This window comes from Pseudomonas sp. DWP3-1-3b3 (assembly GCF_049896305.1).
In the GTDB taxonomy this organism is placed as follows: Bacteria; Pseudomonadota; Gammaproteobacteria; order Pseudomonadales; family Pseudomonadaceae; genus Aquipseudomonas; species Aquipseudomonas azotoformans_A.
Genome location: NZ_JAFCUA010000008.1, coordinates 271,820 through 298,121 on the forward strand (window position 1 = coordinate 271,820; position 26,302 = coordinate 298,121).

General features: G+C 61.8%; 28 protein-coding genes. 12 read left to right on the forward strand and 16 right to left on the reverse strand.

Annotated elements, in window-relative coordinates:
* Positions 1 to 18: 18 nt before the first annotated feature.
* On the reverse strand, positions 19 to 924 hold the full coding sequence (locus ACP7BX_RS23685) for a LysR family transcriptional regulator (RefSeq protein ID WP_426127536.1): 906 nt from the start codon (positions 922 to 924) through the stop codon (positions 19 to 21).
* A 133-nt stretch (positions 925 to 1,057) separates the two neighbouring features.
* Between ACP7BX_RS23685 and ACP7BX_RS23690 the strand changes: the two genes are divergently transcribed.
* Genes ACP7BX_RS23690 through ACP7BX_RS23700 form a run of 3 tightly spaced genes read left to right on the forward strand, consistent with a single transcriptional unit; the run spans position 1,058 to position 3,643 of the window.
* Positions 1,058 to 1,756, forward strand: coding sequence for a CoA transferase subunit A (locus tag ACP7BX_RS23690; protein WP_010211319.1), 699 nt, complete (start codon positions 1,058 to 1,060; stop codon positions 1,754 to 1,756).
* 34 nt (positions 1,757 to 1,790) lie between these two features.
* Positions 1,791 to 2,450, forward strand: coding sequence for a CoA transferase subunit B (locus ACP7BX_RS23695; RefSeq protein ID WP_038851304.1), 660 nt, complete (start codon positions 1,791 to 1,793; stop codon positions 2,448 to 2,450).
* An 11-nt stretch (positions 2,451 to 2,461) separates the two neighbouring features.
* Positions 2,462 to 3,643 carry an acetyl-CoA C-acetyltransferase gene (locus ACP7BX_RS23700; protein ID WP_177114614.1) on the forward strand — a complete coding sequence of 394 codons (1,182 nt, stop codon included), beginning with the start codon at positions 2,462 to 2,464 and terminating at the stop codon, positions 3,641 to 3,643.
* Positions 3,644 to 3,751: 108 nt separating this feature from the next.
* Here the strand turns inward: ACP7BX_RS23700 and ACP7BX_RS23705 are convergent, their stop codons facing one another.
* The 5 genes from ACP7BX_RS23705 to ACP7BX_RS23725 all read right to left on the reverse strand — a co-directional run bounded on the left by ACP7BX_RS23705 (position 3,752) and on the right by ACP7BX_RS23725 (position 8,191).
* On the reverse strand, positions 3,752 to 4,168 hold the full coding sequence (locus ACP7BX_RS23705) for a PaaI family thioesterase (RefSeq protein WP_426127533.1): 417 nt from the start codon (positions 4,166 to 4,168) through the stop codon (positions 3,752 to 3,754).
* Between the two features lie 234 nt (positions 4,169 to 4,402).
* Positions 4,403 to 5,488, reverse strand: coding sequence for a DUF1615 domain-containing protein (locus ACP7BX_RS23710; RefSeq protein WP_426127531.1), 1,086 nt, complete (start codon positions 5,486 to 5,488; stop codon positions 4,403 to 4,405).
* Between the two features lie 67 nt (positions 5,489 to 5,555).
* Complete coding sequence (gene hemB, locus ACP7BX_RS23715; protein ID WP_016977356.1) at positions 5,556 to 6,530, reverse strand: porphobilinogen synthase; 975 nt, start codon at positions 6,528 to 6,530, stop codon at positions 5,556 to 5,558.
* A gap of 116 nt (positions 6,531 to 6,646) precedes the next feature.
* A complete protein-coding gene (locus ACP7BX_RS23720) occupies positions 6,647 to 7,489 on the reverse strand; it encodes a PhzF family phenazine biosynthesis protein (protein WP_426127529.1) in 843 nt (280 codons plus the stop codon).
* A gap of 3 nt (positions 7,490 to 7,492) precedes the next feature.
* Positions 7,493 to 8,191: a glutathione S-transferase N-terminal domain-containing protein gene (locus ACP7BX_RS23725; protein ID WP_033902041.1), complete on the reverse strand. Its 699-nt coding sequence runs from the start codon at positions 8,189 to 8,191 to the stop codon at positions 7,493 to 7,495.
* Between the two features lie 250 nt (positions 8,192 to 8,441).
* Here ACP7BX_RS23725 and ACP7BX_RS23730 point away from each other — a divergent pair, with 250 nt between their 5' ends.
* Together ACP7BX_RS23730 and ACP7BX_RS23735 are read left to right on the forward strand one after the other, a co-directional pair.
* On the forward strand, positions 8,442 to 9,143 hold the full coding sequence (locus ACP7BX_RS23730) for a hypothetical protein (protein WP_061436099.1): 702 nt from the start codon (positions 8,442 to 8,444) through the stop codon (positions 9,141 to 9,143).
* Positions 9,144 to 9,187: 44 nt separating this feature from the next.
* Entirely contained in the window at positions 9,188 to 10,243 is a 1,056-nt protein-coding gene (locus tag ACP7BX_RS23735; RefSeq protein WP_426127526.1) for a permease, read from the forward strand.
* Here ACP7BX_RS23735 and mnmH read toward each other — a convergent pair.
* The 4 genes from mnmH to ACP7BX_RS23755 all read right to left on the reverse strand — a co-directional run bounded on the left by mnmH (position 10,233) and on the right by ACP7BX_RS23755 (position 13,512).
* Positions 10,233 to 11,336 (reverse strand): tRNA 2-selenouridine(34) synthase MnmH, encoded by a 1,104-nt coding sequence (mnmH, locus tag ACP7BX_RS23740; RefSeq protein ID WP_314527516.1) that lies wholly within the window; start codon positions 11,334 to 11,336, stop codon positions 10,233 to 10,235. The genes ACP7BX_RS23735 and mnmH overlap by 11 nt on opposite strands.
* Positions 11,336 to 12,370: a selenide, water dikinase SelD gene (selD, locus tag ACP7BX_RS23745; protein WP_426127524.1), complete on the reverse strand. Its 1,035-nt coding sequence runs from the start codon at positions 12,368 to 12,370 to the stop codon at positions 11,336 to 11,338. Before selD ends, mnmH begins: the two co-directional genes overlap by 1 nt.
* Before the next feature lie 94 nt (positions 12,371 to 12,464).
* Entirely contained in the window at positions 12,465 to 13,217 is a 753-nt protein-coding gene (locus ACP7BX_RS23750) for a TerC family protein (RefSeq protein WP_010211333.1), read from the reverse strand.
* A 43-nt stretch (positions 13,218 to 13,260) separates the two neighbouring features.
* Positions 13,261 to 13,512, reverse strand: coding sequence for a hypothetical protein (locus ACP7BX_RS23755; protein WP_426127522.1), 252 nt, complete (start codon positions 13,510 to 13,512; stop codon positions 13,261 to 13,263).
* 134 nt (positions 13,513 to 13,646) lie between these two features.
* Here ACP7BX_RS23755 and nhaR point away from each other — a divergent pair, with 134 nt between their 5' ends.
* Positions 13,647 to 14,549, forward strand: coding sequence for a transcriptional activator NhaR (nhaR, locus tag ACP7BX_RS23760; RefSeq protein WP_020372645.1), 903 nt, complete (start codon positions 13,647 to 13,649; stop codon positions 14,547 to 14,549).
* Positions 14,550 to 14,553: 4 nt separating this feature from the next.
* Here the strand turns inward: nhaR and ACP7BX_RS23765 are convergent, their stop codons facing one another.
* Entirely contained in the window at positions 14,554 to 15,711 is a 1,158-nt protein-coding gene (locus ACP7BX_RS23765) for an MFS transporter (protein WP_426127519.1), read from the reverse strand.
* A gap of 228 nt (positions 15,712 to 15,939) precedes the next feature.
* Between ACP7BX_RS23765 and sstT the strand changes: the two genes are divergently transcribed.
* Positions 15,940 to 17,160 (forward strand): serine/threonine transporter SstT, encoded by a 1,221-nt coding sequence (gene sstT, locus ACP7BX_RS23770; RefSeq protein ID WP_426127517.1) that lies wholly within the window; start codon positions 15,940 to 15,942, stop codon positions 17,158 to 17,160.
* A gap of 70 nt (positions 17,161 to 17,230) precedes the next feature.
* Here the strand turns inward: sstT and ACP7BX_RS23775 are convergent, their stop codons facing one another.
* Positions 17,231 to 17,740 carry a DUF1993 domain-containing protein gene (locus ACP7BX_RS23775; RefSeq protein WP_033902033.1) on the reverse strand — a complete coding sequence of 170 codons (510 nt, stop codon included), beginning with the start codon at positions 17,738 to 17,740 and terminating at the stop codon, positions 17,231 to 17,233.
* Between the two features lie 115 nt (positions 17,741 to 17,855).
* On the opposite strand from ACP7BX_RS23775, the gene ACP7BX_RS23780 reads away from it, so the two are divergent.
* On the forward strand, positions 17,856 to 18,503 hold the full coding sequence (locus tag ACP7BX_RS23780; protein ID WP_177114598.1) for a YceH family protein: 648 nt from the start codon (positions 17,856 to 17,858) through the stop codon (positions 18,501 to 18,503).
* Positions 18,504 to 18,536: 33 nt separating this feature from the next.
* On the opposite strand, the gene ACP7BX_RS23785 is transcribed toward ACP7BX_RS23780, so the two are convergent.
* The 3 genes from ACP7BX_RS23785 to ACP7BX_RS23795 are packed head-to-tail and all read right to left on the reverse strand — an operon-like array spanning position 18,537 to position 20,974.
* Entirely contained in the window at positions 18,537 to 19,343 is an 807-nt protein-coding gene (locus ACP7BX_RS23785; protein WP_426127514.1) for a sulfite exporter TauE/SafE family protein, read from the reverse strand.
* A complete protein-coding gene (locus ACP7BX_RS23790; protein ID WP_426127512.1) occupies positions 19,344 to 20,588 on the reverse strand; it encodes an FAD/NAD(P)-binding oxidoreductase in 1,245 nt (414 codons plus the stop codon).
* 50 nt (positions 20,589 to 20,638) lie between these two features.
* Complete coding sequence (locus ACP7BX_RS23795; protein WP_005789341.1) at positions 20,639 to 20,974, reverse strand: ArsR/SmtB family transcription factor; 336 nt, start codon at positions 20,972 to 20,974, stop codon at positions 20,639 to 20,641.
* 94 nt (positions 20,975 to 21,068) lie between these two features.
* On the opposite strand from ACP7BX_RS23795, the gene ACP7BX_RS23800 reads away from it, so the two are divergent.
* Positions 21,069 to 21,932 carry an MBL fold metallo-hydrolase gene (locus ACP7BX_RS23800; protein ID WP_426127510.1) on the forward strand — a complete coding sequence of 288 codons (864 nt, stop codon included), beginning with the start codon at positions 21,069 to 21,071 and terminating at the stop codon, positions 21,930 to 21,932.
* 128 nt (positions 21,933 to 22,060) lie between these two features.
* Here the strand turns inward: ACP7BX_RS23800 and bkdR are convergent, their stop codons facing one another.
* Positions 22,061 to 22,549 carry a Bkd operon transcriptional regulator BkdR gene (gene bkdR, locus ACP7BX_RS23805; RefSeq protein ID WP_078743488.1) on the reverse strand — a complete coding sequence of 163 codons (489 nt, stop codon included), beginning with the start codon at positions 22,547 to 22,549 and terminating at the stop codon, positions 22,061 to 22,063.
* Between the two features lie 195 nt (positions 22,550 to 22,744).
* On the opposite strand from bkdR, the gene ACP7BX_RS23810 reads away from it, so the two are divergent.
* From ACP7BX_RS23810 to ACP7BX_RS23820, 3 genes are read left to right on the forward strand one after another with little or no spacing between them, the layout of a single operon-like run.
* A complete protein-coding gene (locus tag ACP7BX_RS23810; RefSeq protein ID WP_033902028.1) occupies positions 22,745 to 23,980 on the forward strand; it encodes a 3-methyl-2-oxobutanoate dehydrogenase (2-methylpropanoyl-transferring) subunit alpha in 1,236 nt (411 codons plus the stop codon).
* A 1-nt stretch (position 23,981) separates the two neighbouring features.
* Positions 23,982 to 25,040 carry an alpha-ketoacid dehydrogenase subunit beta gene (locus ACP7BX_RS23815; protein ID WP_016978112.1) on the forward strand — a complete coding sequence of 353 codons (1,059 nt, stop codon included), beginning with the start codon at positions 23,982 to 23,984 and terminating at the stop codon, positions 25,038 to 25,040.
* Positions 25,041 to 26,300 (forward strand): dihydrolipoamide acetyltransferase family protein, encoded by a 1,260-nt coding sequence (locus ACP7BX_RS23820; RefSeq protein ID WP_177075218.1) that lies wholly within the window; start codon positions 25,041 to 25,043, stop codon positions 26,298 to 26,300.
* Positions 26,301 to 26,302: the final 2 nt, after the last annotated feature.

Consider the following 26,302-nt stretch of genomic DNA (forward strand, 5'->3'; position numbering starts at 1 on the left):
GGCTTTTTAATGCCTGAGTTACAACAATGCCGGAAACCGCCCCTTTGTCGCTTCATCGCGGAAAATATCAAACAACACCTGCGCCGCTGCCGAGAGTTCATGCCCTGGCTTGGTCAGCACACCAATCGGCCGTTCGATCACCGGATCGCTCAAGGTGATGCAGTGCGCGCCCGCCTCTTCCATCTGCCTTGCGCACAACGCCGGTACCGCGCTGACGCCCAAGCCACTCGCCACCATCTTGCCCACCGTCGCCAACTGATGGCTTTCCAGGGCTACCGGCAGCTTCATCTGTAGCGCGCCCAAGTGCTCTTCCAACATCACGCGAACCGTAGACGGCCGTTGCAAGGTGATGAACGGTTGTTCCAGCAAGGTTTTCCAATCGATCTCGGCACAGCTTGCCAACGGCGAATCGCCCGGTACCACGGCGATGAAGCGGTCGAGGTACAACGGCGTAAACGCCAGTGATGAACCTTCAGCAGGCTCAAACGCCACGCCCAGCTCCACCTGCCGGTCGCGTACCATCTCCAGCACCTGTTCATTGATCAAGTCATGCACGGTCACATTCACCTGCGGGTAACGCGCGCGGAATATCTTCAGGATCGGTGGCAGCAGGTTGCCCGCAAAAGACGGCATCGCCGCCACAGTGACTCGCCCGCGTTGCAGTGTGAATCGCTGGCGCAGTTCGTCTTCGGCGTTGTCCCAGTCGGCAATCAGCCGGCGCGCCAGGGGCAGCAAGGACTCGCCTTCGGGCGTCAGGGCAACGTTGCGGGTATTGCGGCTGAACAGGCGCCCGCCCAGGCCTTCTTCCAGACCCTTGATGGTCAGGCTCAGCGCCGATTGGGAGAGGTGCAGGCGCTCGCAGGCAGCGGCAAAACTCAGGCTCTGGGCCACGGCGAGAAACGCGCGCATCTGTTTAACGGTCATGACGCTACTCCAAACGGTCGGGCGACTATGCTGTTTTTTAAATCAATCAACCTTAAAAAACAACTTAACAAATCAATCAACCGGAGCAACACTCGGTTCATTGGCTGGCCCACTAACAATAAAAGAGGTGCATATGGCAGGTTTCGATAAACGCGTGGCGTCCTACGAGGAAGCACTGGCAGGCCTGGAAGACGGCATGACCGTACTCTCCGGCGGTTTTGGCCTGTGCGGTATTCCGGAAAACCTCATCGCCGAGATCAAGCGCAAAGGCACCCGCGATCTGACCGTGGTTTCCAACAACTGTGGTGTCGACGGTTTCGGCCTGGGCGTGTTGCTGGAAGAAAAACAGATCAGCAAGGTGATCGCTTCCTACGTCGGTGAAAACGCCCTGTTCGAGAAGCAATTGCTCAGCGGCGAAATCGAAGTGGTGCTGACGCCCCAAGGCACCCTGGCCGAAAAAATGCGCGCTGGCGGTGCAGGTATCCCGGCCTTCTTCACCGCGACCGGCGTCGGCACCCCGGTGGCCGAAGGCAAGGAAACCCGCGAGTTCAACGGTCGTCCGTACCTGATGGAGGAATCCATCACCGGCGACTTCGCCATCGTCAAAGGCTGGAAAGCCGACCATTTCGGCAACGTCATCTATCGCCACACCGCCCAGAACTTCAACCCGTTGGCCGCCACCGCCGGCAAGATCACCGTGGTCGAAGTCGAAGAAATCGTCGAACCGGGCGAGCTGGACCCGGCGCAGATCCACACCCCTGGCATCTACGTCGACCGGATCATCTGCGGCACGTTCGAGAAGCGCATCGAACAGCGCACCGTACGCAAATAATCCGCCCCCAGCCCGAACAATAAGGACACCTGAAATGGCTCTTACCCGCGAACAAATGGCTCAACGCGTCGCCCGCGAAATGCAGGACGGCTTCTACGTCAACCTCGGCATCGGCATTCCGACCCTGGTGGCCAACTACATCCCCGAAGGCATGGAAGTGATGCTGCAATCGGAAAACGGCCTGCTGGGCATGGGACCGTTTCCTACAGAAGAAACCATTGATGCCGACATGATCAACGCCGGTAAACAAACCGTTACCGCACGTATCGGCGCCTCGATCTTTTCCTCCGCCGAGTCCTTCGCGATGATCCGGGGCGGCCACGTCGACCTTACTGTACTCGGCGCTTTCGAAGTGGACGTAAATGGCAACATCGCTTCGTGGATGATCCCCGGCAAGCTGGTCAAAGGCATGGGCGGCGCCATGGACCTGGTGGCCGGTGCAGAAAACATCATCGTGATCATGACCCACGCGTCCAAGGATGGTGAATCCAAGTTGCTCAGCCAGTGCAGCCTGCCGCTGACCGGTGCCAACTGCATCAAGCGTGTATTGACCGACCTGGCCTACCTGGAAATCGAAAATGGCGCTTTTGTCCTCAAGGAACGCGCACCTGGCGTCAGCGTTGAAGAGATTGTGAGCAAGACCGCCGGTAAACTGATCGTCCCGGACCACGTTCCAGAAATGCACTTCCAGTGAGGACAGATCTCATGCAAGACGTCGTGATTGTTGCTGCCACCCGCACCGCCGTGGGCAGCTTCCAGGGTTCGCTGGCGAACATTCCAGCCCCGGAACTGGGCGCTGCCGTGATCCGCCGCCTGTTGGAACAGACCGGCCTGGACCCGGCCCAAGTGGATGAAGTGATCCTCGGCCAGGTGCTCACCGCAGGCTCAGGCCAGAACCCGGCGCGTCAGGCTTCGATCCTTGCCGGCCTGCCCCACGCCGTGCCGAGCCTGACCCTCAACAAAGTCTGCGGCTCCGGCCTCAAGGCCCTGCACCTTGGCGCCCAGGCCATCCGTTGCGGTGACGCCGAGGTGATTATCGCCGGCGGCATGGAGAACATGAGCCTGGCTCCGTACGTACTGCCCGCTGCGCGCACCGGTTTGCGCATGGGCCACGCCAAGATGATCGACAGCATGATCACCGACGGTTTGTGGGATGCGTTCAACGACTACCACATGGGCATCACCGCCGAGAACCTGGTGGACAAGTACGGCATCAGCCGTGAAGCCCAGGACGCGTTCGCTGCGGCGTCCCAGCAAAAAGCCGCCGCCGCTATCGAAGCGGGCCGCTTTGTCGACGAGATCACCCCGATCCTGATTCCCCAACGCAAAGGCGACCCGGTGGCCTTCGCCGTGGATGAACAGCCTCGCGCCGGCACCACTGCCGAGTCCCTGGCCAAACTGAAACCGGCGTTCAAGAAAGACGGCAGCGTCACCGCCGGCAACGCCTCCAGCCTCAACGACGGCGCCGCTGCGGTACTGCTGATGAGCGCAGACAAAGCCAAGGCCCTCGGCCTGCCGGTGCTGGCACGTATCGCCAGTTACGCCAACGCAGGCGTCGACCCAGCCATCATGGGCATTGGCCCGGTCTCGGCCACCCGTCGCTGCCTGGACAAAGCCGGCTGGAGCCTGGGCGACCTGGACCTGATCGAAGCCAACGAAGCCTTCGCCGCGCAATCTCTGGCGGTGGGCAAAGAACTGGAGTGGGATGCAGAGAAGGTCAACGTCAACGGTGGCGCCATTGCCATCGGCCACCCGATCGGCGCCTCAGGCTGCCGCGTGCTGGTGACCCTGCTGCATGAAATGATCAAGCGTGATGCCAAGAAAGGCCTGGCAACGCTGTGCATCGGTGGCGGCCAGGGCGTCGCGCTGGCACTCGAACGCAGCTGATTGAAGTGAGCGGGCTTGTCCCGCGCCGGACTGCGCAGTAGCCCTGCATTAAAGAGCAACACCGAAAAGGCCTGGTTCCACGAAAACCAGGCCTTTTCTTTATGGCTATCACTGAGGTTGCGGCACCGCAAACACCGCATTCGCCCGCGCCACCACCTTCTCCCCCACCTGCAAGCTCACCGTGGCAAACGCCATCTGCCGCCCTCGCTTGTGATGCTCCAAGCGCACCACAATCCACTCCCCCACCTGCACCGCCCCCAGATAATCCAAGGTCATGCTCGCCGTAATCAACGGCAGCGGCGGCTCACTGGAAAACGCCATCGCATACCCCATGCCGATATCCGCCAGGGTCGCCAACACCCCGCCATGCACGGTGCCGCGTCCATTGGCGTGGCGATTGTTGGCGCGCAGGCCGATCTCCAGTTGCAGGCCCTCCCCTCGGCAATACGCCGGGCCGAGCAGATCCAGCAGCGGGCTGCTGCGGGGCAGCGAAACAAAACCTTCAGGCACGGCGTGAGCAATCATGGCGGCTTCTTCCCTGGAGTGAAGATTGAGATGTACGCCTAGCCGCAAGCGGCAGCCATGACCATCCACCGCGCAAATCCCCCGCGATGCTTTGCGTTAATCCACCAGACCCGCTTTAACCTGGTGGACGGGACTGCCGATGGCCTGTGGCGCGCAGCCCATGTGCTGCCGTTTCTAGTGCTGTGGTTGTGGCGAGTCTGCTCACCACAACAATCCCGTTCACCATAAAGCTGATCAGCGCTTCATGCACCGCTGATAACGTTCATCCACTCGTTTGGCGAACCAGGCGGTAGTGAGGTTGCGGGTGATCTTGGGGCTCTTGAGCACGATACCCGGCAGGATCGCCCGTGGCATCGGCTTGCCCGCCGCCTTGTCGGCCAGGGCAAACACGCGTTTGTAGAGCGTGGTGTCCTCGAAATCCAGTTGCTCGCCCTGCTCCAGTTGGCTGCGGATGCTGGGGTTGCGCATGTCCAGCTTCGCGCCCAATGAACGCACCGCCAGCTCGGTAGTGCCCGGCAGCAGTGAACCGTAACGAATCAAATCCCCATCCAGCGCCAGTTCGGTGCCCGAGGCACGGCTGACGGCAGCCTGGAACGCGGCATTGCGGCTGGCGTACCAGCCGGCATTGAAGTCGGCAAAGCGGTACAACGGCTGGTCATAATTCACCGGGTAACCGAGCAAATGCGCGATGCCGAAATACATGCCGCCCCGGCGGGTGAAGACCTCGCGACGAATGGTGCCGTCCACTGTGTAGGGATAACCGCGCGCCTGCTTCTGCGCAAAGTCGATACTGACCTGCATCGGCCCTGCGGTATGCACCGGGTTGAAACCACCAAATAGCGTGTTGCCCAGGGGCACCATGCTGATGAAGTCATCGAAGATCCCGCTCAGGTCCTTTTCCGTGCGCGCGGCACTCAGGCGGTCGGCGTAGGTCTTGCCCGTGGGCGAGCTCAATTGCAGCGCGCTGCGTACGACGAACGCCGGCACGTGGACTTTTCCGGCACGCCGCAGGATTTCATCCTGGGCGATCTTGCCCATATTCGGCACGGGTGGGTCGACCTGGTAAGTGGACTCCTGCTCGGTGACCGCCAGCACCGCGCAGATGTTTTCCGTGCTGGGGTAGATTTTCTGGGTATCGAAGGCGGTGTAGATGTCCTGGGCCCACCCCTTGCGGTCAGACACCTGGGCGGGTAGCAACCGCACGATCTGCGCCTTCACCTCGGCTTCGCTGCGCTCCGGCTGTTGCGGGTTGCGTGTGGTGGAGCAACCGGCCAGCACCAGCAAAGTGGCAAGGCAGAGGATCAGGCGACTTGAATACATGGGACATCCTTGAGCGACGATCAACTATCGACGCCCAAGGATAGCGGCAGTTCCGCAGCAGAGTGTGTCAGATCCCGGCCAACGCCAGGTCCATCGCAAAGTAGGTGAAGATCAAGTCCGCACCCGCGCGCTTGATCGATCCCAACGTCTCGCGCACTACACGATCCTCATCAATCGCACCCGCCTGGGCGCCGAACTTGATCATCGCGTACTCGCCGCTCACCTGATACGCCGCCACCGGCAGGCGTGAGGCTTCGCGGATGTCGCGGATGATGTCGAGGTAGGCACCGGCGGGCTTGACCATCAGCGCGTCCGCGCCTTCCTGCTCGTCCAGCAACGATTCACGCACCGCTTCTCGGCGGTTCATCGGGTTCATCTGGTAGCTTTTGCGGTCGCCCTTGAGCGCACTGCCGCCGGCTTCGCGGAACGGGCCATAGAGGGCCGAGGCGAATTTGGTCGAATAAGCCATGATCGGGATATGGGTGAAACCCGCGTCATCCAGGGCCCGACGGATCGCCTGGACCTGGCCGTCCATCGCCGCCGACGGTGCAATCACGTCAGCACCGGCACGGGCGGCAGCCACGGCTTGCTTGCCAAGGTTGACCAAGGTCGCGTCGTTGTCGACATGCGCACCGTGCATCACGCCGCAATGACCATGATCGGTGTACTCGCAGAAGCAGGTGTCGGACATCACGATCATCTCCGGCACGGCGTCCTTGATGATCGAGGACATGCGCGAGACCAGGCCACGTTCCTTCCAGGTGTCGCTGCCGCTGGCGTCCAGGTGATGGGACACGCCGAAGGTCATCACCGACTTGATGCCGGCGCGGGCATAGCGCTCGATCTCGCCGGCCAGTTTCTTCTCAGGGATGCGTAGCACGCCAGGCATGCTGGTGATGGGCACGAAGTCGTCGATTTCTTCTTCGACGAAGATCGGCAGCACCAGATCGTTCAGGGTGAATTCGCTTTCCTGGAACAAACCACGCAGCTCCGGGGAGCGGCGCAGGCGGCGTGGGCGGGCTTGGGGGAACTGGCTGGTCATGGCTTTCCTATCAGAAGGCAGAAATCTTTGGGGCGAAAGCTTATGCCCCTTGGCCCCGGCAGCACAAACGCCGAGGGGCCAACAGTGTATTGCGCCGCCCGTAACAATTCATTGATCTAGAGCTGCAATCGCCCTTCGATACACACCGCCACAGCGCCGCCCACCCAGATTTCATCGCCCTGGCGCTCGACGCGTATCCGCCCCGCTCGTCCGATGGCCGTGCCCTGGCTGACCACATAGCGCTCAGGCGCCAGGCCTTCGGCCAGCAGCCATTGGGCGACACCCGCGTTCAGGCTGCCGGTGGCCGGGTCTTCCTGGGCGCCGTCACCCGCGATGAAGGCACGGACTTCAAACTGTGCGTCCACATCGTCCCGCGTGGGATCACAGGGAGCGATGACACCCACCGCCAAACCCAGCAGTTGCGAATAGTCCGGTTGAAGCTCCAGCACTTGATCTCGGTCCGACAGCATCACCGCCAGCCAGCCCGCGCCATTGTCGACCCACTGGCTGCGCACAATGGCTTGCGGCGCCAAGCCCAGCGCCAGGCGCACGCGCTCGATCAACGAGGCCTCCACCGGCCCTGAACGCAACAACGGCGGCGCGATAAATGCCAGCTCATCGCCCTGGCGACGGATCCGTACCAGGCCGATTTCGCACTCCTGGATGATCTCTTCGCCTTTCGGGATCCCGCCGGCCTGCAGCCACGCGTGGCAACTGCCCAGCGTCGGGTGTCCGGCGAACGGCAGCTCCTTCAAGGTGGTGAAGATTCGCACGCGGTAGTCCGCTTTCGGATCACGCGGCGTCAGCAAGAACGTGGTTTCGCTGAGGTTGGTCCAGTTGGCGAAGTCCGCCATTTGCTGGTCCGTCAGGCTGTCGGCACCGAACACCACCGCCAGCGGGCTGCCCTTGAGCGCCACGCGGCTGAAAACGTCCAGCTGTTTGAAATCAAAAGTCGGCATGCTTCAACTCGGAATACTGAGGCCACGGATCACTGCCGGCCGTGCGACGAAACCGTCCAGCGCGCGCAGCACATTGGGGAAGTCGGCTATGCCCACCAGGTCGCCGGATTCGTAGAAACCGATCAGGTTGCGGATCCACGGAAAGGTCGCGATGTCGGCAATGCTGTACTCGTCGCCCATGATCCAGGTGCGACCCAGCAGGCGTTTCTCCAGCACGTCGAGCAAGCGTCGGGATTCGGCGGCGTAACGGTCACGGGGACGTTTGTCTTCGTAGGCCTTGCCGGCGAATTTGTTGAAGAACCCCAACTGGCCAAACATCGGGCCGATACCGCCCATCTGGAACATCAGCCACTGGATTGTTTCATAACGGGTGGCCGGGTCTTCGGAGAGCAACTGGCTGGTTTTTTCCGCCAGGTAGATCAGGATCGCGCCGGACTCGAACAGGGCCAACGGTTGGCCGCTGGGGCCATTGGGGTCGATGATCGCGGGGATCTTGTTGTTGGGGTTCAGGGACAGGAACTCAGGCGATAGCTGGTCCTGGGTCTCAAAGCTGACTTTGTGGGCTTCATAGGGCAGGCCCAGCTCTTCGAGCATGATTGAGACTTTTACCCCGTTGGGCGTCGGCAGCGAGTAGAGTTGCAGGCGCTCGGGATGCTGGGCGGGCCATTTGCTGTTGATCGGAAACGCGGCGAGTGGGTTCATCGCAAGTACCTGGGCAGAAAGCAACCATGATAGTCATCTGCCGAGCGTCCTGCATGGGTCATCAATACGCAACAACCGCTGGCTATTATCCCGCATGGGCGAACCAATAGGCCCGCGGGCACTCTTAAGTGCGCTCAAACGGTGAACGGAGGCAACGCGCTATATCGACAGGGAACACCGCAGGACGCCGGATGCGTCACTGGGGCCGGGCTTGTCCGCCTTAATCCGCTGCACTGAAGACTCGACACTAATGACCATCAAGCCTCTGTGCCTTGCGCTGCGCCTGAAACGATATTCATACATCATGTTGCCGCTGTTGTTGGTAGGCGGTGCTATCGGCCTGACCCTCGAGTCGCGCATCAGCAGCGCCGAGCCGGTAGATGGCGTGCAAACCCTGATATTCCTGCGCCACGGTGAAAAACCCGCCGGCGGCCTGGGCCAGCTCAATTGCCAGGGCCTCAACCGTGCAATGAACCTGGCCACCCTGCTGCCGGAAAAATTCGGCAAGGCTGACTTCGTCTTCGCCGCCAACCCGACACGAAATGTGGAAGAAGGCGAGCTGGACAATTCCTACAGCTACATTCGCCCACTGATGACCATCAGCCCCAGCGCGATCAAGCTGGGCCTGCCGGTGAACATCAAGTTTTCCGCCAATGACACCAGCGACCTTGCTGACGAGTTGGTGGAAGACAAGTACCACAACGCCACCATCTACACCGCCTGGTCCCACGGTTACTTGCCGGAGCTGATCAACAAGGTGGCAAGCGAAGCGTCGGGCGAAAAGCACACCATCACCGACGACTGGTCCGGCAGCGACTACGACACGTTGTATGTGCTGACGCTGACCTGGCACAACGGCAAGGCTTCGCTGCTGAGCCGCAACTACAAGCAAGGCTTGAACGACGGCGACCAAAGCTGCCCCGAACCGACACAGGTGAGTGCCGATAGCTGACAGCGTATGATGCGCCGCTCTCGACTCATCTGCGGATCATCACCATGCCCAACCTCATCCCTTCCCAGCCAGGCCGTGGCTGGGCGTTCTGGTGGAAGCCTGCGCTGTTCCTGCTGGTCGCCTGCGTCGGGCTCTACTACGTAAAGTGGTCGCCCTACTACCTCAAGGCCTTTGTCGCCGCGGATAGCCACAGCATCGGCGGGTCGATCCTCAACGACCAGCAAAGCGCGCCCCTGGCCGCCGCCCTGGCCTACGCCCAGGTGTATTTCCTGGCGATCTGGAAAGCCGCCGTGCTGGCGGTGATCCTCGGCTCGCTCCTGCAAGTGCTGGTTCCACGGGATTGGCTGCTGCGTTTGTTCGGACGTGCCGGGCTCGGCTCGACGTTACGCGGCGGGCTATTCGCCTTGCCGGGCATGATGTGCAGCTGCTGCGCGGCACCGGTCGCGGCGGGCATGCGCCGCCAGCGGGTATCGGTGGGCGCGGCGCTGGCGTTCTGGATCGCCAACCCGGTGCTCAACCCGGCGACCCTGGTGTTCATGGGATTTGTGCTGGGCTGGGGCTTCACCGCGCTCCGGCTGGTGGCGGGCATTGTGCTGGTCGTCGGAGTGTCGCTGGTGGCGCAACGTATTGCCGGTCCGGAGCAGGTGCCGGAAGCAGCGCTGGATGCGGTGGCCGAAGCCAGCGTCGTGGAGTCGCAACCGTTCTTGAGTCGCTGGCTGCGCACCTTGTGGCAGCTGTTCTGGAGCACGATTCCGATCTACATCCTGGCAGTATTGATACTGGGCGCGGCGCGGGTCTGGCTGTTTCCCCATGTGGACGGCGCCATGACCAACAGCCTGGTGTGGCTGGTGCCGCTGGCGATTGTCGGCACGTTGTTCGTGATTCCCACCGCCGCAGAGATCCCTATCGTACAAACCATGATGGCCCTGGGCATGGGCACCGGCCCGGCCGTGGCCTTGCTGATGACCCTGCCCAGCGTGAGCCTGCCGTCGCTGCTGATGCTGCGCAAGGATTTCGATACGCGGGTACTGGTGACGGTGGCCGGGCTGACGATGCTGGTCGGGGTGGCCTGCGGCTTGATCGGCGCCGCTATCCTTTAGCCTGGGCGCGCTCGCGCAGATACGCCACCACGGCGCCCTGCTCGCCCGCAAACTCGATACGTGCGCCTTTGCTTTCACGTTGGAAGGCGTACATCGGGTCGTAATACTCCCGCAAAAGCCCTTCGATCCAGGCCCGGTGCAGGTCTACGGCACCGCTGCGGGCCTGTTCCGCCAGGGCGTCCTGCAGAATCGCCTGCAACCGCTGATAACGCTCACCCCCCAGGCGCTTGTGGATATTGGTCAGGCTCTGAGTCAGGCGCTCGGCGAACAACGTCTGGCCGCGCTCGCCAAACACCTCGACGAACTCCGCACACAAGTCCACGACGTAATCGCGCAGGATCCGCTCGACCCGGCCTTCCACGCGGTCTTCCAACCACACCATCGGGAAGGTCTGCATACCCTTGTGCAACGGCAGTGGCAACGCGCAACTGCCGATCATGCGGCTTTCATCCTCGACCACGAACTGCCCGATACCGGCCGCGCGTTTCTTCAGCACGTCCACCGCCAGGCGGTTTTCAAAATCGATAGTGGACGGCTGCGCCGTGGCGCGCTTGCCGAAGCTGGAACCACGATGGTTGGCGTGGCCTTCCAGGTCCAGGGCATTGCGCAATTGACCGAGCACCTCGGTCTTGCCGGTGCCGGTCATGCCGCCCAGTAACACAAAATCACACTGGACCGCAGCCTGCTCAACGGTCTCCAGCAAGAAGGTGCGCATGGCCTTGTAGCCGCCGCCCACACGCGGGTACTCGATACCCGCCTCGGTCTTCAGCCATTGCTGCACGATCTGCGAACGCAGCCCGCCACGGAAACAGTAGAGGTAGCCATCGGGGTTGGCCTGGGCGAAACGTGCCCAGTGTTCGATGCGCTCGGCCTTGATTGCGCCGGACACCAGTTCATGCCCGAGCACAATGGCCGCCTGCTGGCCTTGCTGTTTGTAGCAGGTGCCAACGCGCTGGCGTTCGTCATCGGTCATCAGCGGCAGATTGACCACGCCTGGAAAGGCGCCCTTGACGAACTCGACAGGCGCACGGGTATCCATCATCGGCCGGTCGTTGAGAAAGATGTCGCGGTAGTCGGTGATATCAGTCGCCATCAAATCACCTCAACCGCGTGGGTCTGTCGCTCGACCAGTTCGCCGATAGGTTTCAGGACCAGGCCCAGTTCAGCCGCCACCGTGTGGAATTCGGCGTCGCCGTCGGGCGTGACGGCGATCAACAGGCCGCCGCTGGTCTGCGGGTCGCACAGCACACGCTTGTGCAATTCCTGAAGACGTCCGAGCTTGCTTGAATAGCTGTCGAAGTTGCGCAAGGTGCCACCGGGCATGCAGCCCTGATCCAGGTAGTCTTCGATCCCGGCCAAGCGTGGGACATTGCTGTACTCGATGCGCGCCGTCAGGCCGCTGCCATCGGCCATTTCCACCAAGTGGCCCAACAGCCCGAAACCGGTGACATCGGTCATCGCCGTCACCCCCGTCAACTTGCCAAAACGGCTGCCGGGCTTGTTCAGGGTGCACATCCAGTCCCGGGCCAGGCCGATATCCGCTTCGCGCAATTTGCCCTTCTTCTCGGCGGTGGTGAGGATGCCGATGCCCAGCGGCTTGGTCAGGTATAGCCGGCAACCGGCGGTGGCCGTGTCATTACGCTTCATATGGCGTTTTTGCACGAGGCCGGTCACTGCCAGCCCGAAGATCGGCTCCGGGGCGTCGATCGAGTGGCCGCCCGCCAGGGGAATACCGGCTTCGTCACACACGGAACGGCCACCACGGATCACTTCGCGGGCAATCTCCGGCGCCAGCACATTCACCGGCCACCCCAGAATGGCGATGGCCATCAACGGATCGCCACCCATGGCGTAAATGTCGCTGATGGCGTTGGTGGCGGCAATCCGGCCGAAATCGAAGGGGTCATCGACAATCGGCATGAAAAAGTCGGTGGTGGAGACCACGCCGCGCTCATCGTCAATGGCGTACACCGCCGCATCATCACGTGAAGCGTTGCCCACCCACAGCTTTGGGTCGAGGTGCTGTGCGCCGCTGCCGGCAAGGATCACCTCCAATACCTGGGGCGATATCTTGCAGCCACACCCCGCGCCATGACTGTACTGGGTAAGACGAATCGGCTCGTTCATGTAGGACCTCACGCTATCAAGTGCGCGAATTCTAACAGACAGCAAAAGGCCGGCTGGACGCTTGTGAGTACAGCCGGCCTTTTGGTTTCAGCCGTTATTGCCGTGCAGCAAGCAAACGCTTGTGACGGTTACGGCGGGCAATGTTCAAACATTCGATCGCCGCCGAGAACGCCATGGCTGCGTACACGTAGCCTTTAGGCACATGAGCGCCGAAGCCTTCGGCGATCAACGTCATACCGATCATGATCAGGAAGCCCAGGGCCAACATCACCACGGTCGGGTTGTCGTTGATGAACTTGGCCAACGGCTCGGCCGCCACCAGCATCACGATCACCGAAGTCACGACGGCGATGATCATGATCGGCAAGTGCTCGGTCATGCCCACGGCGGTGATGATGCTGTCGATGGAGAACACCAGGTCGAGCAACAGGATCTGGCCAATGGCCGCGGCAAAACCGATGGCCACGACGTTGCCAGCGCTGGTTTCCTTCTCTTCCGGCTCCGGGTCCATGCTGTGATGGATCTCGGTGGTTGCCTTCCACACCAGGAACAGGCCACCGGCGATCAGGATCATGTCCTTCCACGAGAACGCCTGGCCAAACACTTCGAACACCGGCGCGGTCAACTGCACGATGAACGCGATGGTGCTCAACAGGCCCAGACGCAACACCAACGCCATGCTGATACCGATGCGTCGTGCCTTGGCCCGATGCTGCTCCGGCAGCTTGTTGGTGAGGATCGAGATGAAGATCAGGTTATCGATACCCAGCACGATCTCCATGACGATCAAGGTCGCCAGGGCAACCCAGGCGGTGGGGCTGGCGGCCAGTTGTAAAAGGTAATCCATAGGTCAGTCCTGACGTTCTTCGTGAATAAAAAGTGCGGGGAAATTAGGCTTCTTTGCTAGAAGATTCGCTTTCTTTGTCTTCCTGATCATCCTCTTTCTGCGGGTTGATCAGGCCGTTGGTCGCTTCACTCAATGCCTGCTCGGCGGCCTTGTGGGTGTCATCGATGGCTTGCTTGGCCGATTCAGTGGCTTTGCCCAGCACCTGCTGCGCGCTTTTCTCGACCTGATCGCAGCCGCTGATCACTACCAATGAAAGCGCAAGCAACGATGCCACGCCCAGGGAATTGAGTTTCATGATGTCTTCCTCGTTAGAACCATTGGGTCCAAATAGTGGCCCCGCGATAGCGAGGCATTCTATGCAGCTGAACAGTTCAGGAAAATTCGTATTTTTCTCGCGTATACTTCGGTTTTCACGAAGTGATGGTCGTCATGCTCAATTATCGACAACTGCACTACTTCTGGGTGGTGGCCAAGACCGGCAGCATCGTGCGTGCGTGTGAGCAGCTTAACCTCACGCCCCAGACCATCAGCGGGCAGATCAGCCTGTTGGAGCAAACCTTTGGTATCGCGCTGTTTCAGCGCGTCGGCCGCCAATTGGAGTTGACTGAAGCCGGGCGCCAGGCCCTGCCCTACGCCGAGCAGATGTTCCAGACCGGCAATGAATTGGAGGCCATGCTGCGCGCGCAGCCCGATGAACAGCAGATTCTGTTCCGCGTCGGCGTGGCGGATGTGGTGCCCAAGTCCATCGTTTACCGGCTGATCGCGCCGACCATGGAATTGAGCGAACCGATCCGCATCACCTGCCGCGAAGACAAACTCGAACGCCTGCTGGCCGACCTGGCCATCCAGCGCCTGGACCTGGTGATTTCCGACAGCCCCATGCCTACGCACCTGGACATCAAGGGCTACAGCCAGAAGTTGGGGGAATGTGGCATCAGCTTTTTCGCCACCCAGGCGTTGGCTGACGCCTACGGCGGGGATTTCCCACAATGCCTGCACGGCGCACCGCTGTTGATTCCAGGCGCGGAAACCGTGGTGCGCAGCCGTTTGCAGCGCTGGTTTGCCGAACAGCAGATCCAGCCGAAGATCATCGGTGAGTTCGACGACAGCGCCTTGATGCAGGCCTTCGGCCAATCCGGCAGCGGGATTTTTATCGCCCCCAGCGTGATTGCCGATGAGGTGGTGCGCCAGTACGGCGTGGCGCTGATTGGCCAGACCGTGGCGGTGACCGAGTCGTTCTACGCGATCTCGGTGGAGCGCAAGGTCAAGCACCCCGGCATCGTGGCGATTACCGAAGGTGCCAGGCGCGAGTTGTTTACCACCCTGCCCTGACGGCTCAGGCCTGGGAGGCGACCGGTTGCTTGGCGGTCATCAGCCACAAGGCCAGCAGGATCGACACCAGGATAAACCCCGAAGCGGCAAAACCCAGGCTGCCCAGGCCAAGGGTGTCGATCACATGGCCGCCCACCAGGGCGCCCAGGCCAATCCCCAGGTTGGCCCCGGCAATGTTCAGCGACGCGGCAAATGCCGGCGCGTGGGGCGCAGCTTTCATCAAGCGCACATGGCTGACCAGAAACATCGCTGCCTGGGTCACGCCCCACACGGCCATCGCCGCCGCCAGGCCAATGGTCGAATGGATCGCCGGCACCAGCGCCACCATGCCCGCGATCATAAAGCCGCAAAACACCATCGACGCAATCAACGGGTGGCGATCGACCGCACGCCCGCCCAACGAATTGCCAATCAGCCCGACCGCACCGAAGCCCATCAGGCACCAGCCCACCAACGTACCGTCGAAACCGGCCAGGCGCTCGAGAATATCCGCCAAATAGGTGTACGCCGTGAACATGCCGCTGAACACCAGGATCGACAGCAGGATATGGCCCTGCATCAATGGGTTGCGCAGGATCTTGAATTGCGAGCGCAGCGTCACTTCAGCGTTCTTCGGCTGGGTCACCGGCAGGTAGATAAACAGCAGCAAGGCCTTGGCCAAGGCCACTACCGCGAGGATGGCAAACGCGCTGCGCCAGCCGAACATATCGGAAATCAGCGTGCCCACCGGAATGCCGAAGACCGTGGCACACACGATCCCGAAGCCGATCTTCTCGATGGCACGCCCGGCGAATTCGGGGCCGACGATGTCCACCGCCGTTTCGCTGGCCAAGGCCCAGAACACCGGCAGGCCCAGCGCCGGGATCAACCGCGCAACGGCCATCACCCAGATATTCGGTGCCAGCGCCGCCACGGTATTGGCCACGCCGAACATGATCAGGATGCTGATAAACAGCCGCTTGCGTGGGAAACGCGCGCAGTAGGCCGTCAGAAACGGCCCAAAGGCCGCCACGGTAAACGCGAACAAGGTCACCAGCAGCCCGGCCTGGGACACACTCACATGCAGGTCCCGAGCGATGGACGGCAGCAAGCCGACGATGACGAATTCCGTGGTCAGCACGGTAAAACCGGCGGCCGACAGCAGCAGGATGGGAAACAACATGAAAACTCCAGAAACGACGACATCAACGACAACCCAAAGGGCGCGCTGAAGGATAGGAAAGATGAGAGGACGGAATGTTAACAGGATTTTGCAAAGACTGGGGCGGGCGGGTGACGCAATGCCGCACCGCCGAGGACATTTCCTACAGCGTGCTAGACTTCGCGATCCGCGTCCTACAGCCCTTTCTGCCTGTGCCGCCGTGCCTCCAAAAACCAGAGACAAGTGTTTATGACTGCTGCCCCTTCCCTCCTGCAACGACTGGCCCGCGTCAGCCTGGTCACGCAAATCGTCATCGGCCTGATCGCCGGCATCCTGCTCGCCTTGCTGTTGCCCGAGGCGGCCAAGGCCACCGGGTTTATCGGCAAGGTGTTCGTCGCCGCGCTCAAGGCCGTGGCGCCGATTTTGGTGTTTGTGCTGGTGATGGCGTCGATCGCCAACCATAAGCACGGCCAGGAAACCCACATCAAGCCGATCCTGTTCCTCTACCTGCTGGGCACCTTTGCCGCCGCCGTGATCGCGGTGATTGCGAGCATGTGGTTCCCCTCCTCGCTGGTGCTGGCAACTCACGACGCAACGGTGACCGCGCCCGGCGGCATTGGTGAAGTGCTGCAAAGCCTGCTGTTGAGCGTGGTGGACAACCCGGTCAGCGCACTGATGAATGCCAACTTCATCGGCATCCTGGCCTGGGCCATCGGCATGGGCGTAGCCATTCGCCATGCCGGCGAGACCACGCGCACCGTGCTCGACGACCTGTCCAACGGCGTCACCCTGATCGTGCGTGTGGTGATTCGCTTTGCGCCGCTGGGCATTTTCGGCCTGGTAGCCTCGACCCTGGCCACATCCGGCTTTGGCGCCCTGCTCGGCTACGCCCACCTGCTGGTGGTGCTGATCGGCTGCATGCTGTTCGTAGCGCTAGTGGTCAACCCGGCCATCGTGTTCTGGAAACTGCGCCGCAATCCTTACCCGTTGGTGCTGATGTGCCTGCGCGAAAGTGGGATCACCGCGTTCTTCACCCGCAGTTCGGCGGCGAACATCCCGGTCAACCTGGCCTTGAGCAAACGCCTGGGCCTGCATGAAGACACTTACTCGGTGTCGATCCCGCTCGGTGCCACCATCAACATGGCCGGCGCCGCGATCACCATCACCGTGTTGACCCTGGCCGCCGTACACACCTTGGGTATCGCCGTCGACCTGCCCACCGCCGTGCTGCTCAGCGTGGTCGCGGCCGTCTGCGCCTGCGGTGCTTCCGGCGTGGCGGGCGGTTCGCTGCTATTGATCCCATTGGCGTGCAGCCTGTTTGGCATTCCCAGCGAGATCGCCATGCAAGTCGTCGCCGTGGGTTTCATCATTGGCGTGCTGCAGGATTCGGCGGAAACCGCGCTGAATTCGTCCACCGATGTGCTGTTCACCGCCGCCGCCTGCCTGGGCAAGGAAGAACAGCCGGCTTAAACCGCCCGCCACAAAAAAGCCCGGGGTCGTTCTTCAGTGAACGATCCCGGGCTTTTTTGTGGCTGGAGGCTTAGAAAGCGCCCATGTAATCACGCTTGCCCACTTCCACGCCGTTGTGGCGCAGCAGCGCGTAGGCAGTGGTGACGTGGAAGAAGAACTGCGGCAGGCCGTAGGTCAGCAGGTAGGACTGGCCGCTGAAGCGCTTCTCTTTCGGCGTGCCTGGGCGAGTGACGATCTCGATGCCTTCCTTGCCGTCGACCTGCTCGGGCTTGATGGTGTCAACAAAGGCCAATACCTTGGCGATCAGTGCTTGCAGGTCGGCGAAGGTGACTTCGGTATCTTCATATTTCGGCACTTCGATCTCGGCCAGGCGTGCGGAAACGCCCTTGGCGAAGTCGACAGCGATCTGCACCTGGCGCACCAGTTGGAACATGTCCGGGAACAGGCGTGCTTGCAGCAAGGCGTTCGGCTCGATGTTCTTGGCGGTGGCGTGGGCTTCGGCCTTGGCCAGCACACCGCTCAGGGCGGTGAGCATTTGCTTGAAGACGGGGATGGAGGCGGCGTACAGGGAAATAGTCATGGCAGTCTCTGGGTAATGTCACGGTTTGAACCAGCGGCGATTATAGCCATGCCCGCCGCTTGTCTTTTATTTTTTCCGGCTTACGCTAGGCACTTCACTGCATAGGGAAAGCGCGATGACCGCCGAGCACGACACCGAGACCCCTGAGCCGCGCCTGAACAGCACGGAAATCCGCATCCTGGGCTGCCTGATCGAGAAACAGGCGACCAACCCGGAAACCTATCCCCTGACCCTCAATGCTCTGGTCCTGGCCTGCAACCAGAAGACCAGCCGCGAGCCGGTGATGAACCTCAGCCAGGGCCAGGTCGGTCAGAGCCTGCGTGCGTTGGAAGGCCAAGGCTTCACCCGCCTGGTGATGGGCAGCCGCGCCGACCGTTGGGAACATCGCGTGGACAAGGCGCTGGAGCTGGTGCCGGCCCAGGTGATCCTCACCGGGCTGTTGTTCCTGCGTGGGCCGCAGACGGTCAATGAGCTGCTGACCCGCAGCGGACGCATGCATGACTTCGAAGATGCCGAGCAGGTGGTGCATCAACTGGAGCGCTTGATTGCCCGCGGGCTGGCGTTGCTGGTGCCGCGCCAGGCCGGGCAGCGCGAAGACCGCTACACCCATGCGCTGGGCGATCCGGCAGACATCGAGACGATCCTCGCGGCGCGAGGCAATCCTGTGGAACGCGGGGCTGGCGTTTCGGCGGACCGGATCGAAGAACTGGAAGCGCGCATTGCAGCGCTCGAAGAGCGCCTGGCCCAGTTGGAACAGGGCTGAAGGTGCTGCGCAGCAAGCGCCCTCGCCACCGTTTCAGTGCAAAGCGTTAACTAGCATTCCAACCGCCACCAGTACACACAGGCTGGCAAACCCCACTTGCAAGATACGGGCGGGAATCACCGAGCACAGGCGTCGGCCGGCGAGCATGCCGACGATGCTTGCGCCGATAAACACCCAACCCACCGACTCAATGCGCACACCGGCATGGAATGCACCGGCCACGCCGACCAGCGAGAGCAGGCTGATCACCATCAAGGACGTGGCGACAATGCCGCGCATCTGCACATCGGTGAGTTGTTTGAACGCCGGCACGATCAGAAAGCCACCGCCAACCCCCAGCAAGCCGGACACTGCACCGGTCACAGCGCCGAGGGCGGCCAGGGTCGCGCTGCATTTGGCGGTCCAGGCGAAGCGTCCGGTCTGCTGATCGAGCATGCAGTTCTTCTGGCCCCAGGACGCCGTGCCATGGTCACTCGGCCCGGCCTCGCGTTTTTCACGCTGCAACATGCGCCAAGCCACCAGCACCATTAACGCGCTGAACAAGCCCATCAACAGCGCTTCCGGCAGTTGGTGGGCGAGAAACACCCCCACTGGCGAAAAAAGCGCGCCGAGCAAAGCGATCAGCAGCGCAGCGCGGTAACGCACCAGGCCATGACGCAAACCGTCGATCGCTCCCACGGCTGCTGCCGCACCGACGGCGAGCAACGACACCGGCGCGGCCTGGGTCATGCTCAGCCCCAACCCCAGCACCAGCGCCGGCACCCCGAGGATGCCGCCGCCCGCGCCGGTCAAGCCCATGACCAGGCCCATCAATAATCCCAACACACTGGCCAGCAGCATTCAGTCCACCTTGCTCAGGCGGGTCAGCCACTCGCGGCCCTTGAGCATGCCGTTCCAGTAGAACCACGGCAGCAAGGTGGCCTTGAGAAACCACATCGAGCGACGCGCCTGGGTCGGGTCCAGCGCAAAGGTCGGCAGCAGCTTGCCGCCGTAGCCGAACTCGGCCAGCACCACCTTGCCCTTCTCCACCGTCAGCGGGCATGAACCGTAGCCATCGTACTTGAGCGGCAGCGGCGCCTGTTTGCGCAGGGCCAGCAGGTTTTCGGCGACCACCACGATCTGCTTGCGCACCGCCGCGGCGGTCTTGGCGTTGGTGGTGCCGCACACATCACCCAGGCCGAAGATGTGCGGGTAACGCAGGTGTTGCAGGCTGTGGGGGTTCACTTCGCACCAGCCGGCGGCGTCGGCAAGCGGACTTTGGCGGATGAAGTCCGGGGAGACTTGCGGTGGGACAACGTGCAGCAGGTCGAAGGATTTTTCTTCAACACGCGCAGTACCTTCGGCGTCCTTCACTTCGAACCAGGCCTTACGCGCTGGGCCATCGACTTTCACCAGGTTGGCGTTGAACGCCAGGCGGGCGTTGTACTTCTCCACGTATTTCATCAACGGCGGCACGAAGGTCGCCACGCCGAACAGCGCGGCACCGGCCAGGTTGAATTCGACGTCGATGTTTTTCAGTACGCCTTGCTTGAGCCAGTGATCGCAGGACAAATACAGGGCCTTTTGCGGCGCGCCCGCGCATTTGATCGGCATGGCCGGCTGGGTAAAGATCGCCTTGCCGCCCTTGAGTTGCTGCACCAACTGCCAGGTGTAGGCCGCGTGCTGGTAGCTGTAGTTGGACGTGACGCCATGCTTGCCGAGGGTGTCTTGCAGGCCTTCGACCTTCTCCCACGCCAGGCGCAGGCCAGGGCAGACAATCAGGTTTTGCCAACTGACACGCTGGCCGCTGTCAAGGATCAGGGTCTGCTCGTCAGGCAGAACTTCGGTGACGGCGGCTTGCACCCAGGTAACGCCGTTGGGCAATACATCAGCCAGCGGACGACGGGTCTTTTTCAGGTCATAGGCGCCGCCGCCCACCAAGGTCCAGGCGGGCTGGTAGCAGTGGTGGTCGCTCGGTTCGATCAGGATGATGTTCAGGTGCGGGTCGCGCTTGAGCAGGCTGGCCAGCAGGCCAATGCCCGCCGAGCCGCCGCCGATGACTACGATGTCGCCACTGATGGTTGGGCCCCAGTGTTGGTCGGTCATGGTCTATCGCCTTTGTCATACATGCACACAAGGGTCGCTGCCGGATGGCGTCACGCCCAGCTTTTTATGACCGCGCCGCAGTACAGCCCGGACAGGGTCTTCATTACTTGAATCACTTCGTGACTGGCCAGCCCGTAGAAGATGTATTTACCTTCCCGACGGGTGGCGACCAACCCTTCGTCGCGCAAAATGCCCAACTGTTGTGACAGCGTGGGCTGGCGCACGCCGGTCAGGGCTTCCAGCTCGCCGACATTGCGCTCGCCTTGGGTCAGCTGGCACAGGATCAACAAACGGTCCTCATTGGCCAGGGCCTTGAGCAAGGAACAGGCCTTGGACGCCGATGCGCGCAACTGGGCGACTTCGCCCTCACTCAGAGTAGATTCCATTTGCCTCGGGTCCTTTTTGTCACTTAAGCTCAAAACATTATGTGAAAACGTAAACTGATTGTAACTACTTTTTTCTTCATCCGGGACAACCGCCATGCCAGCGCTGATCCAAGCCTTTCTGGACGAGGCATCGTCGACCTACACCTACGTCGTTTATGAAGCCGATGGCGGCCCCTGCGCCATCGTCGATTCAGTGCTCAACTACGACCCGGCCTCGGGGCGCACCGACACGCGGCAGGCCGACAAGGTCATCGCCTTCGTGCGCGAGCACAGCTTGCAGGTGCAATGGTTGCTGGAAACCCACGCCCACGCTGATCACTTGTCCGCCGCGCCTTACCTGCGCCGCACTTTGGGCGGCAAGATCGCCATCGGGCAGTCCATCAGCAAAGTACAGGGCGTGTTCAAGAACCTGTTCAACCTGGAGCCGGAATTTCGCGTGGATGGCTCGCAGTTCGATCATCTGTTTGCGCCGGATGAGGTGTTTCACATCGGCACGATCAAGGCCCAGGCCCTGCATGTACCTGGGCATACCCCGGCGGACATGGCCTACCTGATCGACGACCGGTTGATCCTGGTGGGCGACACGCTGTTTATGCCGGATGTCGGCACGGCACGCTGTGATTTCCCCGGCGGCGATGCGCGGCAGTTGTATGCGTCGATGCGCAAGTTGCTGGCCTTTGCGTTGGAAACCGAACTGTACGTCTGCCACGACTACCCGCCCGAAGGCCGTGAGGCAAAATGCCGGACCACGGTAGCCGAGCAGCGCGCCGGGAATATCCATGTGCATGACGGCGTGGATGAAGCCACGTTTGTCGAGATGCGCACCACGCGCGACGCCGGGTTGGGGATGCCGACGCTGTTGCTGCCGGCGATCCAGGTGAATGTGCGGGCGGGGAATATGCCGCCGGCGGAGGACAACGGGGTGGTCTATCTCAAGATCCCACTCAACCGACTGTGAAATGCCGAACTCTGTGGGAGCTGGCTTGCCTGCGATAGCGGCGGGTCAGTTGGCACATTTGCTACTGATACACCGCCATCGCAGGCAAGCCAGCTCCCACATTTGAATGGGGTTGATTCAGATGGATATCAGGTGCCCAGGTTGATGCCGTTGGCCGGTAGCGGCAATGCGGTTTTATAGCGCACTTGCTTGAGGGCGAAGCTGGAGCGGATATTGGCCACCCCCGGCACCTTGGTCAAAAAGTCCATCATGAAGCGCTCCAGCGACTGGATCGTCGGCACCAGCACCCGGATCAGGTAGTCCGGGTCGCCGGCCATCAGGTAACACTCCATCACCTCGGGCCGGTCGGAGATCGCGCCTTCGAACTGCTGCAATGCCAGTTCATTCTGCTTTTCCAGGCTCACGTGGATGAACACGTTGACGTGCAGCCCCAGCAGATCAGCGTCGAGCAGCGTGACCTGGTCACGGATCAAGCCCAGTTCCTCCATAGCCTTCACCCGGTTGAAACACGGCGTGGGCGACAGGTTCACCGAGCGGGCCAGGTCGGCGTTGGTGATGCGGGCGTTCTCCTGCAGGGCGTTGAGAATGCCGATATCGGTACGGTCCAGTTTGCGCATGAGACAAAATCACCTGTTTATTATGTTTATGCAGTTTTTTTATCCGCAAATGATCCTGAGCGCAATGAAACACAGATAAATATTCTTCTACGCCCCGCCTATGATTGTTGTAGGACAAGATTTCTCCTATCCGGAGGCTGACTGTCAGCTAGCGCGCCCACTACAAGAAATTCACAAGATAGAGCGTAGAAAGCCATGACCCAGCAGTATGAACCACTGCGTCTGCACGTCCCTGAACCCTCGGGCCGCCCAGGCTGCAAGACCGACTTCACCTACCTGCGCCTGACTGACGCAGGTCTGGTGCGCAAACCCGCCATCGACGTAGAACCCGCCGACACCGCCGACCTGGCCAAGGGCCTGATCCGCGTGCTCGACGACCAGGGCCAGGCCCTCGGCCCGTGGGCCGAAGGCGTCCCGGTCGAGATCCTGCGCAAAGGCATGCGCGCCATGCTCAAGACGCGCATTTTCGACAACCGCATGGTGGTCGCCCAACGTCAGAAAAAAATGTCGTTCTACATGCAAAGCCTTGGTGAAGAAGCCATCGGCAGCGCCCAGGCCCTGGCCTTGAACATCGACGACATGTGCTTCCCCACCTACCGCCAGCAAAGCATCCTGATGGCCCGCGAAGTGCCGCTGGTGGACCTGATCTGCCAACTGCTGTCCAACGAGCGTGATCCGCTCAAGGGCCGCCAGTTGCCGATCATGTACTCGGTGAAAGACGCCGGTTTCTTCACCATTTCCGGCAACCTCGCCACCCAATTCGTACAGGGCGTGGGCTGGGGCATGGCCTCCGCGATCAAGGGCGATACCAAGATTGCCTCGGCCTGGATCGGCGACGGCGCCACCGCCGAATCCGACTTCCACACCGCCCTCACTTTCGCCCACGTGTACCGTGCGCCCGTGATCCTCAACGTGGTCAACAACCAGTGGGCCATCTCCACCTTCCAGGCCATCGCCGGCGGTGAAGCCACCACCTTCGCCGGACGCGGCGTCGGTTGCGGCATCGCCTCCCTGCGCGTGGACGGCAACGACTTTATCGCGGTGTACGCCGCCTCCGCCTGGGCCGCCGAGCGTGCGCGCCGCAACCTGGGCCCGACGTTGATCGAATGGGTCACTTACCGCGCCGGCCCGCATTCCACTTCGGATGATCCGTCGAAATACCGTCCCGCCGACGACTGGAGCCACTTCCCCCTGGGCGACCCGATTGCCCGCCTCAAGCAGCACCTGATCAAGATTGGCCAGTGGTCCGAAGAGGAACACGCGGCGGTCAGCGCAGAACTGGAAGCCGAAGTGGTCAAGGCCCAGAAAGAAGCCGAACAGTACGGCACCCTGGCCGGTGGCCAGATTCCAAGCGCCGCGACCATGTTCGAAGACGTCTACAAAGAGATGCCGGAGCATTTGAAGCGCCAGCGTCAAGAGTTGGGGGTCTGACATGAACGATCACAACAACAGCATTGAAGTGGAAACCGCCATGACCACCACCACCATGACCATGATCCAGGCCCTGCGCTCGGCCATGGATGTGATGCTCGAACGTGACGACAACGTGGTGGTGTTCGGCCAGGACGTCGGTTATTTCGGCGGCGTGTTCCGTTGCACCGAAGGCTTGCAGACCAAGTACGGCAGCTCGCGCGTGTTCGACGCGCCGATCTCCGAGAGCGGCATTATCGGCGTGGCCGTGGGCATGGGCGCCTATGGCCTGCGTCCGGTGGCCGAGATCCAGTTTGCCGACTACGTCTACCCCGCCACCGACCAGATCATCTCGGAAGCGGCGCGCCTGCGTTATCGCTCGGCCGGCCAGTTCACCGCGCCACTGACCATGCGCATGCCGTGCGGCGGCGGCATCTACGGCGGGCAGACCCACAGCCAGAGCATCGAAGCGGTGTTCACCCAGGTCTGCGGCCTGCGCACGGTCATGCCGTCGAACCCCTATGACGCGAAAGGGCTGCTGATCGCCTCCATCGAAAACGATGACCCGGTGATTTTCCTGGAGCCCAAGCGCCTGTACAACGGCCCATTCGATGGCCATCACGACCGCCCGGTAACCCCGTGGTCGAAACACCCGCAAGCCCAAGTACCGGACGGTTATTACACCGTGCCGCTGGACGTGGCCGCCATCGTGCGCCCGGGTTCGGCCGTGACGGTGCTGACCTACGGCACCACCGTGTATGTGTCGCAAGTTGCCGCTGAAGAAACCGGCATTGACGCCGAGGTCATCGACCTGCGCAGCCTGTGGCCGCTGGACCTGGAAACCATCGTCAAATCCGTGAAGAAGACTGGCCGTTGCGTGGTGGTGCATGAAGCCACCCGCACCTGCGGTTTTGGTGCCGAGTTGGTGTCGCTGGTACAGGAACATTGCTTCCACCACCTGGAAGCGCCGATCGAACGCGTCACCGGTTGGGACACCCCCTACCCGCACGCGCAAGAGTGGGCGTATTTCCCAGGGCCGTCCCGGGTGGGCGCGGCGTTGAAACGGGTCATGGAGGTCTGAATGGGCACGCACGTAATCAAGATGCCGGACATTGGCGAAGGCATCGCGGAAGTTGAACTGTCGGTGTGGCATGTAAAGGTCGGCGACATGGTCGTGGAAGACCAGGTGCTGGCAGATGTGATGACCGACAAGGCGATGGTGGATATACCTTCGCCGGTGCACGGCAAGGTGATTTCCCTCGGCGGTGAGCCGGGCGAAGTCATGGCCGTGGGCAGTATTCTGATCAGCATCGAAGTGGAAGGCGCCGGCAACGCCAAGGAAGCGCCCGCCGTGAAGGAAGCGCCGAAGGCCGCGCCTGTGGTTGAGGCCAAGCCTGCGCCGGTGGCGGTTGAAAGCAAACCGGCACCGGTTATCGCAGCCCAGTCGCCTGTGGCACGTGAAGCCGACGAACGCCCATTGGCCTCCCCTGCTGTGCGTAAACACGCATTGGACGCCGGGATTCAACTACGCCTGGTGCAGGGCTCTGGCCCGGCGGGCCGGATTCTGCACGAAGATCTGGAGGCTTACTTGCTCCAGGGTCCGGCGAAAAATTCTACAGCCGCCAACCCCTACGCCGAACGCCACACCGAAGAACAGATCCCGGTGATCGGCATGCGCCGCAAGATCGCCCAGCGCATGCAGGACGCCACCCGGCGCGCCGCGCATTTCAGCTATGTGGAAGAGATCGACGTCACCGCCCTCGACGAGCTGCGCGTGCACCTCAACGAGAAACACGGCGCCACGCGCGGCAAGCTGACGCTGCTGCCGTTCATCGTGCGCGCCATGGTCGTGGCACTGCGTGACTTCCCGCAGATCAACGCGCGCTACGACGACGAAGCCCAGGTCATCACCCGCCTCGGCGCGGTGCATGTGGGCGTCGCCACCCAGAGCGACGTTGGCCTGATGGTGCCGGTGGTGCGTCACGCTGAAGCCCGCAGCCTGTGGGGCAACGCTGAAGAAATCGCGCGTTTGGCCACGGCTGCACGCAATGGCAAGGCCAGCCGCGACGAGCTGTCGGGCTCGACGATCACCCTGACCAGCCTGGGTGCCTTGGGTGGCATCGTCAGCACGCCGGTGCTGAACCTGCCGGAAGTGGCCATCGTTGGCGTCAACCGCATCGTTGAACGGCCGATGGTGATCAAGGGCCAGATCGTGGTGCGCAAGATGATGAACCTCTCCAGTTCCTTCGATCACCGCGTGGTCGATGGCATGGACGCGGCGCAATTCATCCAGGCCATTCGCGGCCTGCTCGAACAACCCGCCAGCCTGTTCCTGGAGTAAGG

Coding starts and splice junctions, on each gene's coding strand:
- ACP7BX_RS23685 (WP_426127536.1), bottom strand. CDS start 924: ATGACCGTTAAACAGATGCGCGCGTTTCTCGCCGTGGCCCAGAGCCTG.
- ACP7BX_RS23690 (WP_010211319.1), top strand. CDS start 1,058: ATGGCAGGTTTCGATAAACGCGTGGCGTCCTACGAGGAAGCACTGGCA.
- ACP7BX_RS23695 (WP_038851304.1), top strand. CDS start 1,791: ATGGCTCTTACCCGCGAACAAATGGCTCAACGCGTCGCCCGCGAAATG.
- ACP7BX_RS23700 (WP_177114614.1), top strand. CDS start 2,462: ATGCAAGACGTCGTGATTGTTGCTGCCACCCGCACCGCCGTGGGCAGC.
- ACP7BX_RS23705 (WP_426127533.1), bottom strand. CDS start 4,168: ATGATTGCTCACGCCGTGCCTGAAGGTTTTGTTTCGCTGCCCCGCAGC.
- ACP7BX_RS23710 (WP_426127531.1), bottom strand. CDS start 5,488: ATGTATTCAAGTCGCCTGATCCTCTGCCTTGCCACTTTGCTGGTGCTG.
- hemB (WP_016977356.1), bottom strand. CDS start 6,530: ATGACCAGCCAGTTCCCCCAAGCCCGCCCACGCCGCCTGCGCCGCTCC.
- ACP7BX_RS23720 (WP_426127529.1), bottom strand. CDS start 7,489: ATGCCGACTTTTGATTTCAAACAGCTGGACGTTTTCAGCCGCGTGGCG.
- ACP7BX_RS23725 (WP_033902041.1), bottom strand. CDS start 8,191: ATGAACCCACTCGCCGCGTTTCCGATCAACAGCAAATGGCCCGCCCAG.
- ACP7BX_RS23730 (WP_061436099.1), top strand. CDS start 8,442: ATGACCATCAAGCCTCTGTGCCTTGCGCTGCGCCTGAAACGATATTCA.
- ACP7BX_RS23735 (WP_426127526.1), top strand. CDS start 9,188: ATGCCCAACCTCATCCCTTCCCAGCCAGGCCGTGGCTGGGCGTTCTGG.
- mnmH (WP_314527516.1), bottom strand. CDS start 11,336: ATGGCGACTGATATCACCGACTACCGCGACATCTTTCTCAACGACCGG.
- selD (WP_426127524.1), bottom strand. CDS start 12,370: ATGAACGAGCCGATTCGTCTTACCCAGTACAGTCATGGCGCGGGGTGT.
- ACP7BX_RS23750 (WP_010211333.1), bottom strand. CDS start 13,217: ATGGATTACCTTTTACAACTGGCCGCCAGCCCCACCGCCTGGGTTGCC.
- ACP7BX_RS23755 (WP_426127522.1), bottom strand. CDS start 13,512: ATGAAACTCAATTCCCTGGGCGTGGCATCGTTGCTTGCGCTTTCATTG.
- nhaR (WP_020372645.1), top strand. CDS start 13,647: ATGCTCAATTATCGACAACTGCACTACTTCTGGGTGGTGGCCAAGACC.
- ACP7BX_RS23765 (WP_426127519.1), bottom strand. CDS start 15,711: ATGTTGTTTCCCATCCTGCTGCTGTCGGCCGCCGGTTTTACCGTGCTG.
- sstT (WP_426127517.1), top strand. CDS start 15,940: ATGACTGCTGCCCCTTCCCTCCTGCAACGACTGGCCCGCGTCAGCCTG.
- ACP7BX_RS23775 (WP_033902033.1), bottom strand. CDS start 17,740: ATGACTATTTCCCTGTACGCCGCCTCCATCCCCGTCTTCAAGCAAATG.
- ACP7BX_RS23780 (WP_177114598.1), top strand. CDS start 17,856: ATGACCGCCGAGCACGACACCGAGACCCCTGAGCCGCGCCTGAACAGC.
- ACP7BX_RS23785 (WP_426127514.1), bottom strand. CDS start 19,343: ATGCTGCTGGCCAGTGTGTTGGGATTATTGATGGGCCTGGTCATGGGC.
- ACP7BX_RS23790 (WP_426127512.1), bottom strand. CDS start 20,588: ATGACCGACCAACACTGGGGCCCAACCATCAGTGGCGACATCGTAGTC.
- ACP7BX_RS23795 (WP_005789341.1), bottom strand. CDS start 20,974: ATGGAATCTACTCTGAGTGAGGGCGAAGTCGCCCAGTTGCGCGCATCG.
- ACP7BX_RS23800 (WP_426127510.1), top strand. CDS start 21,069: ATGCCAGCGCTGATCCAAGCCTTTCTGGACGAGGCATCGTCGACCTAC.
- bkdR (WP_078743488.1), bottom strand. CDS start 22,549: ATGCGCAAACTGGACCGTACCGATATCGGCATTCTCAACGCCCTGCAG.
- ACP7BX_RS23810 (WP_033902028.1), top strand. CDS start 22,745: ATGACCCAGCAGTATGAACCACTGCGTCTGCACGTCCCTGAACCCTCG.
- ACP7BX_RS23815 (WP_016978112.1), top strand. CDS start 23,982: ATGAACGATCACAACAACAGCATTGAAGTGGAAACCGCCATGACCACC.
- ACP7BX_RS23820 (WP_177075218.1), top strand. CDS start 25,041: ATGGGCACGCACGTAATCAAGATGCCGGACATTGGCGAAGGCATCGCG.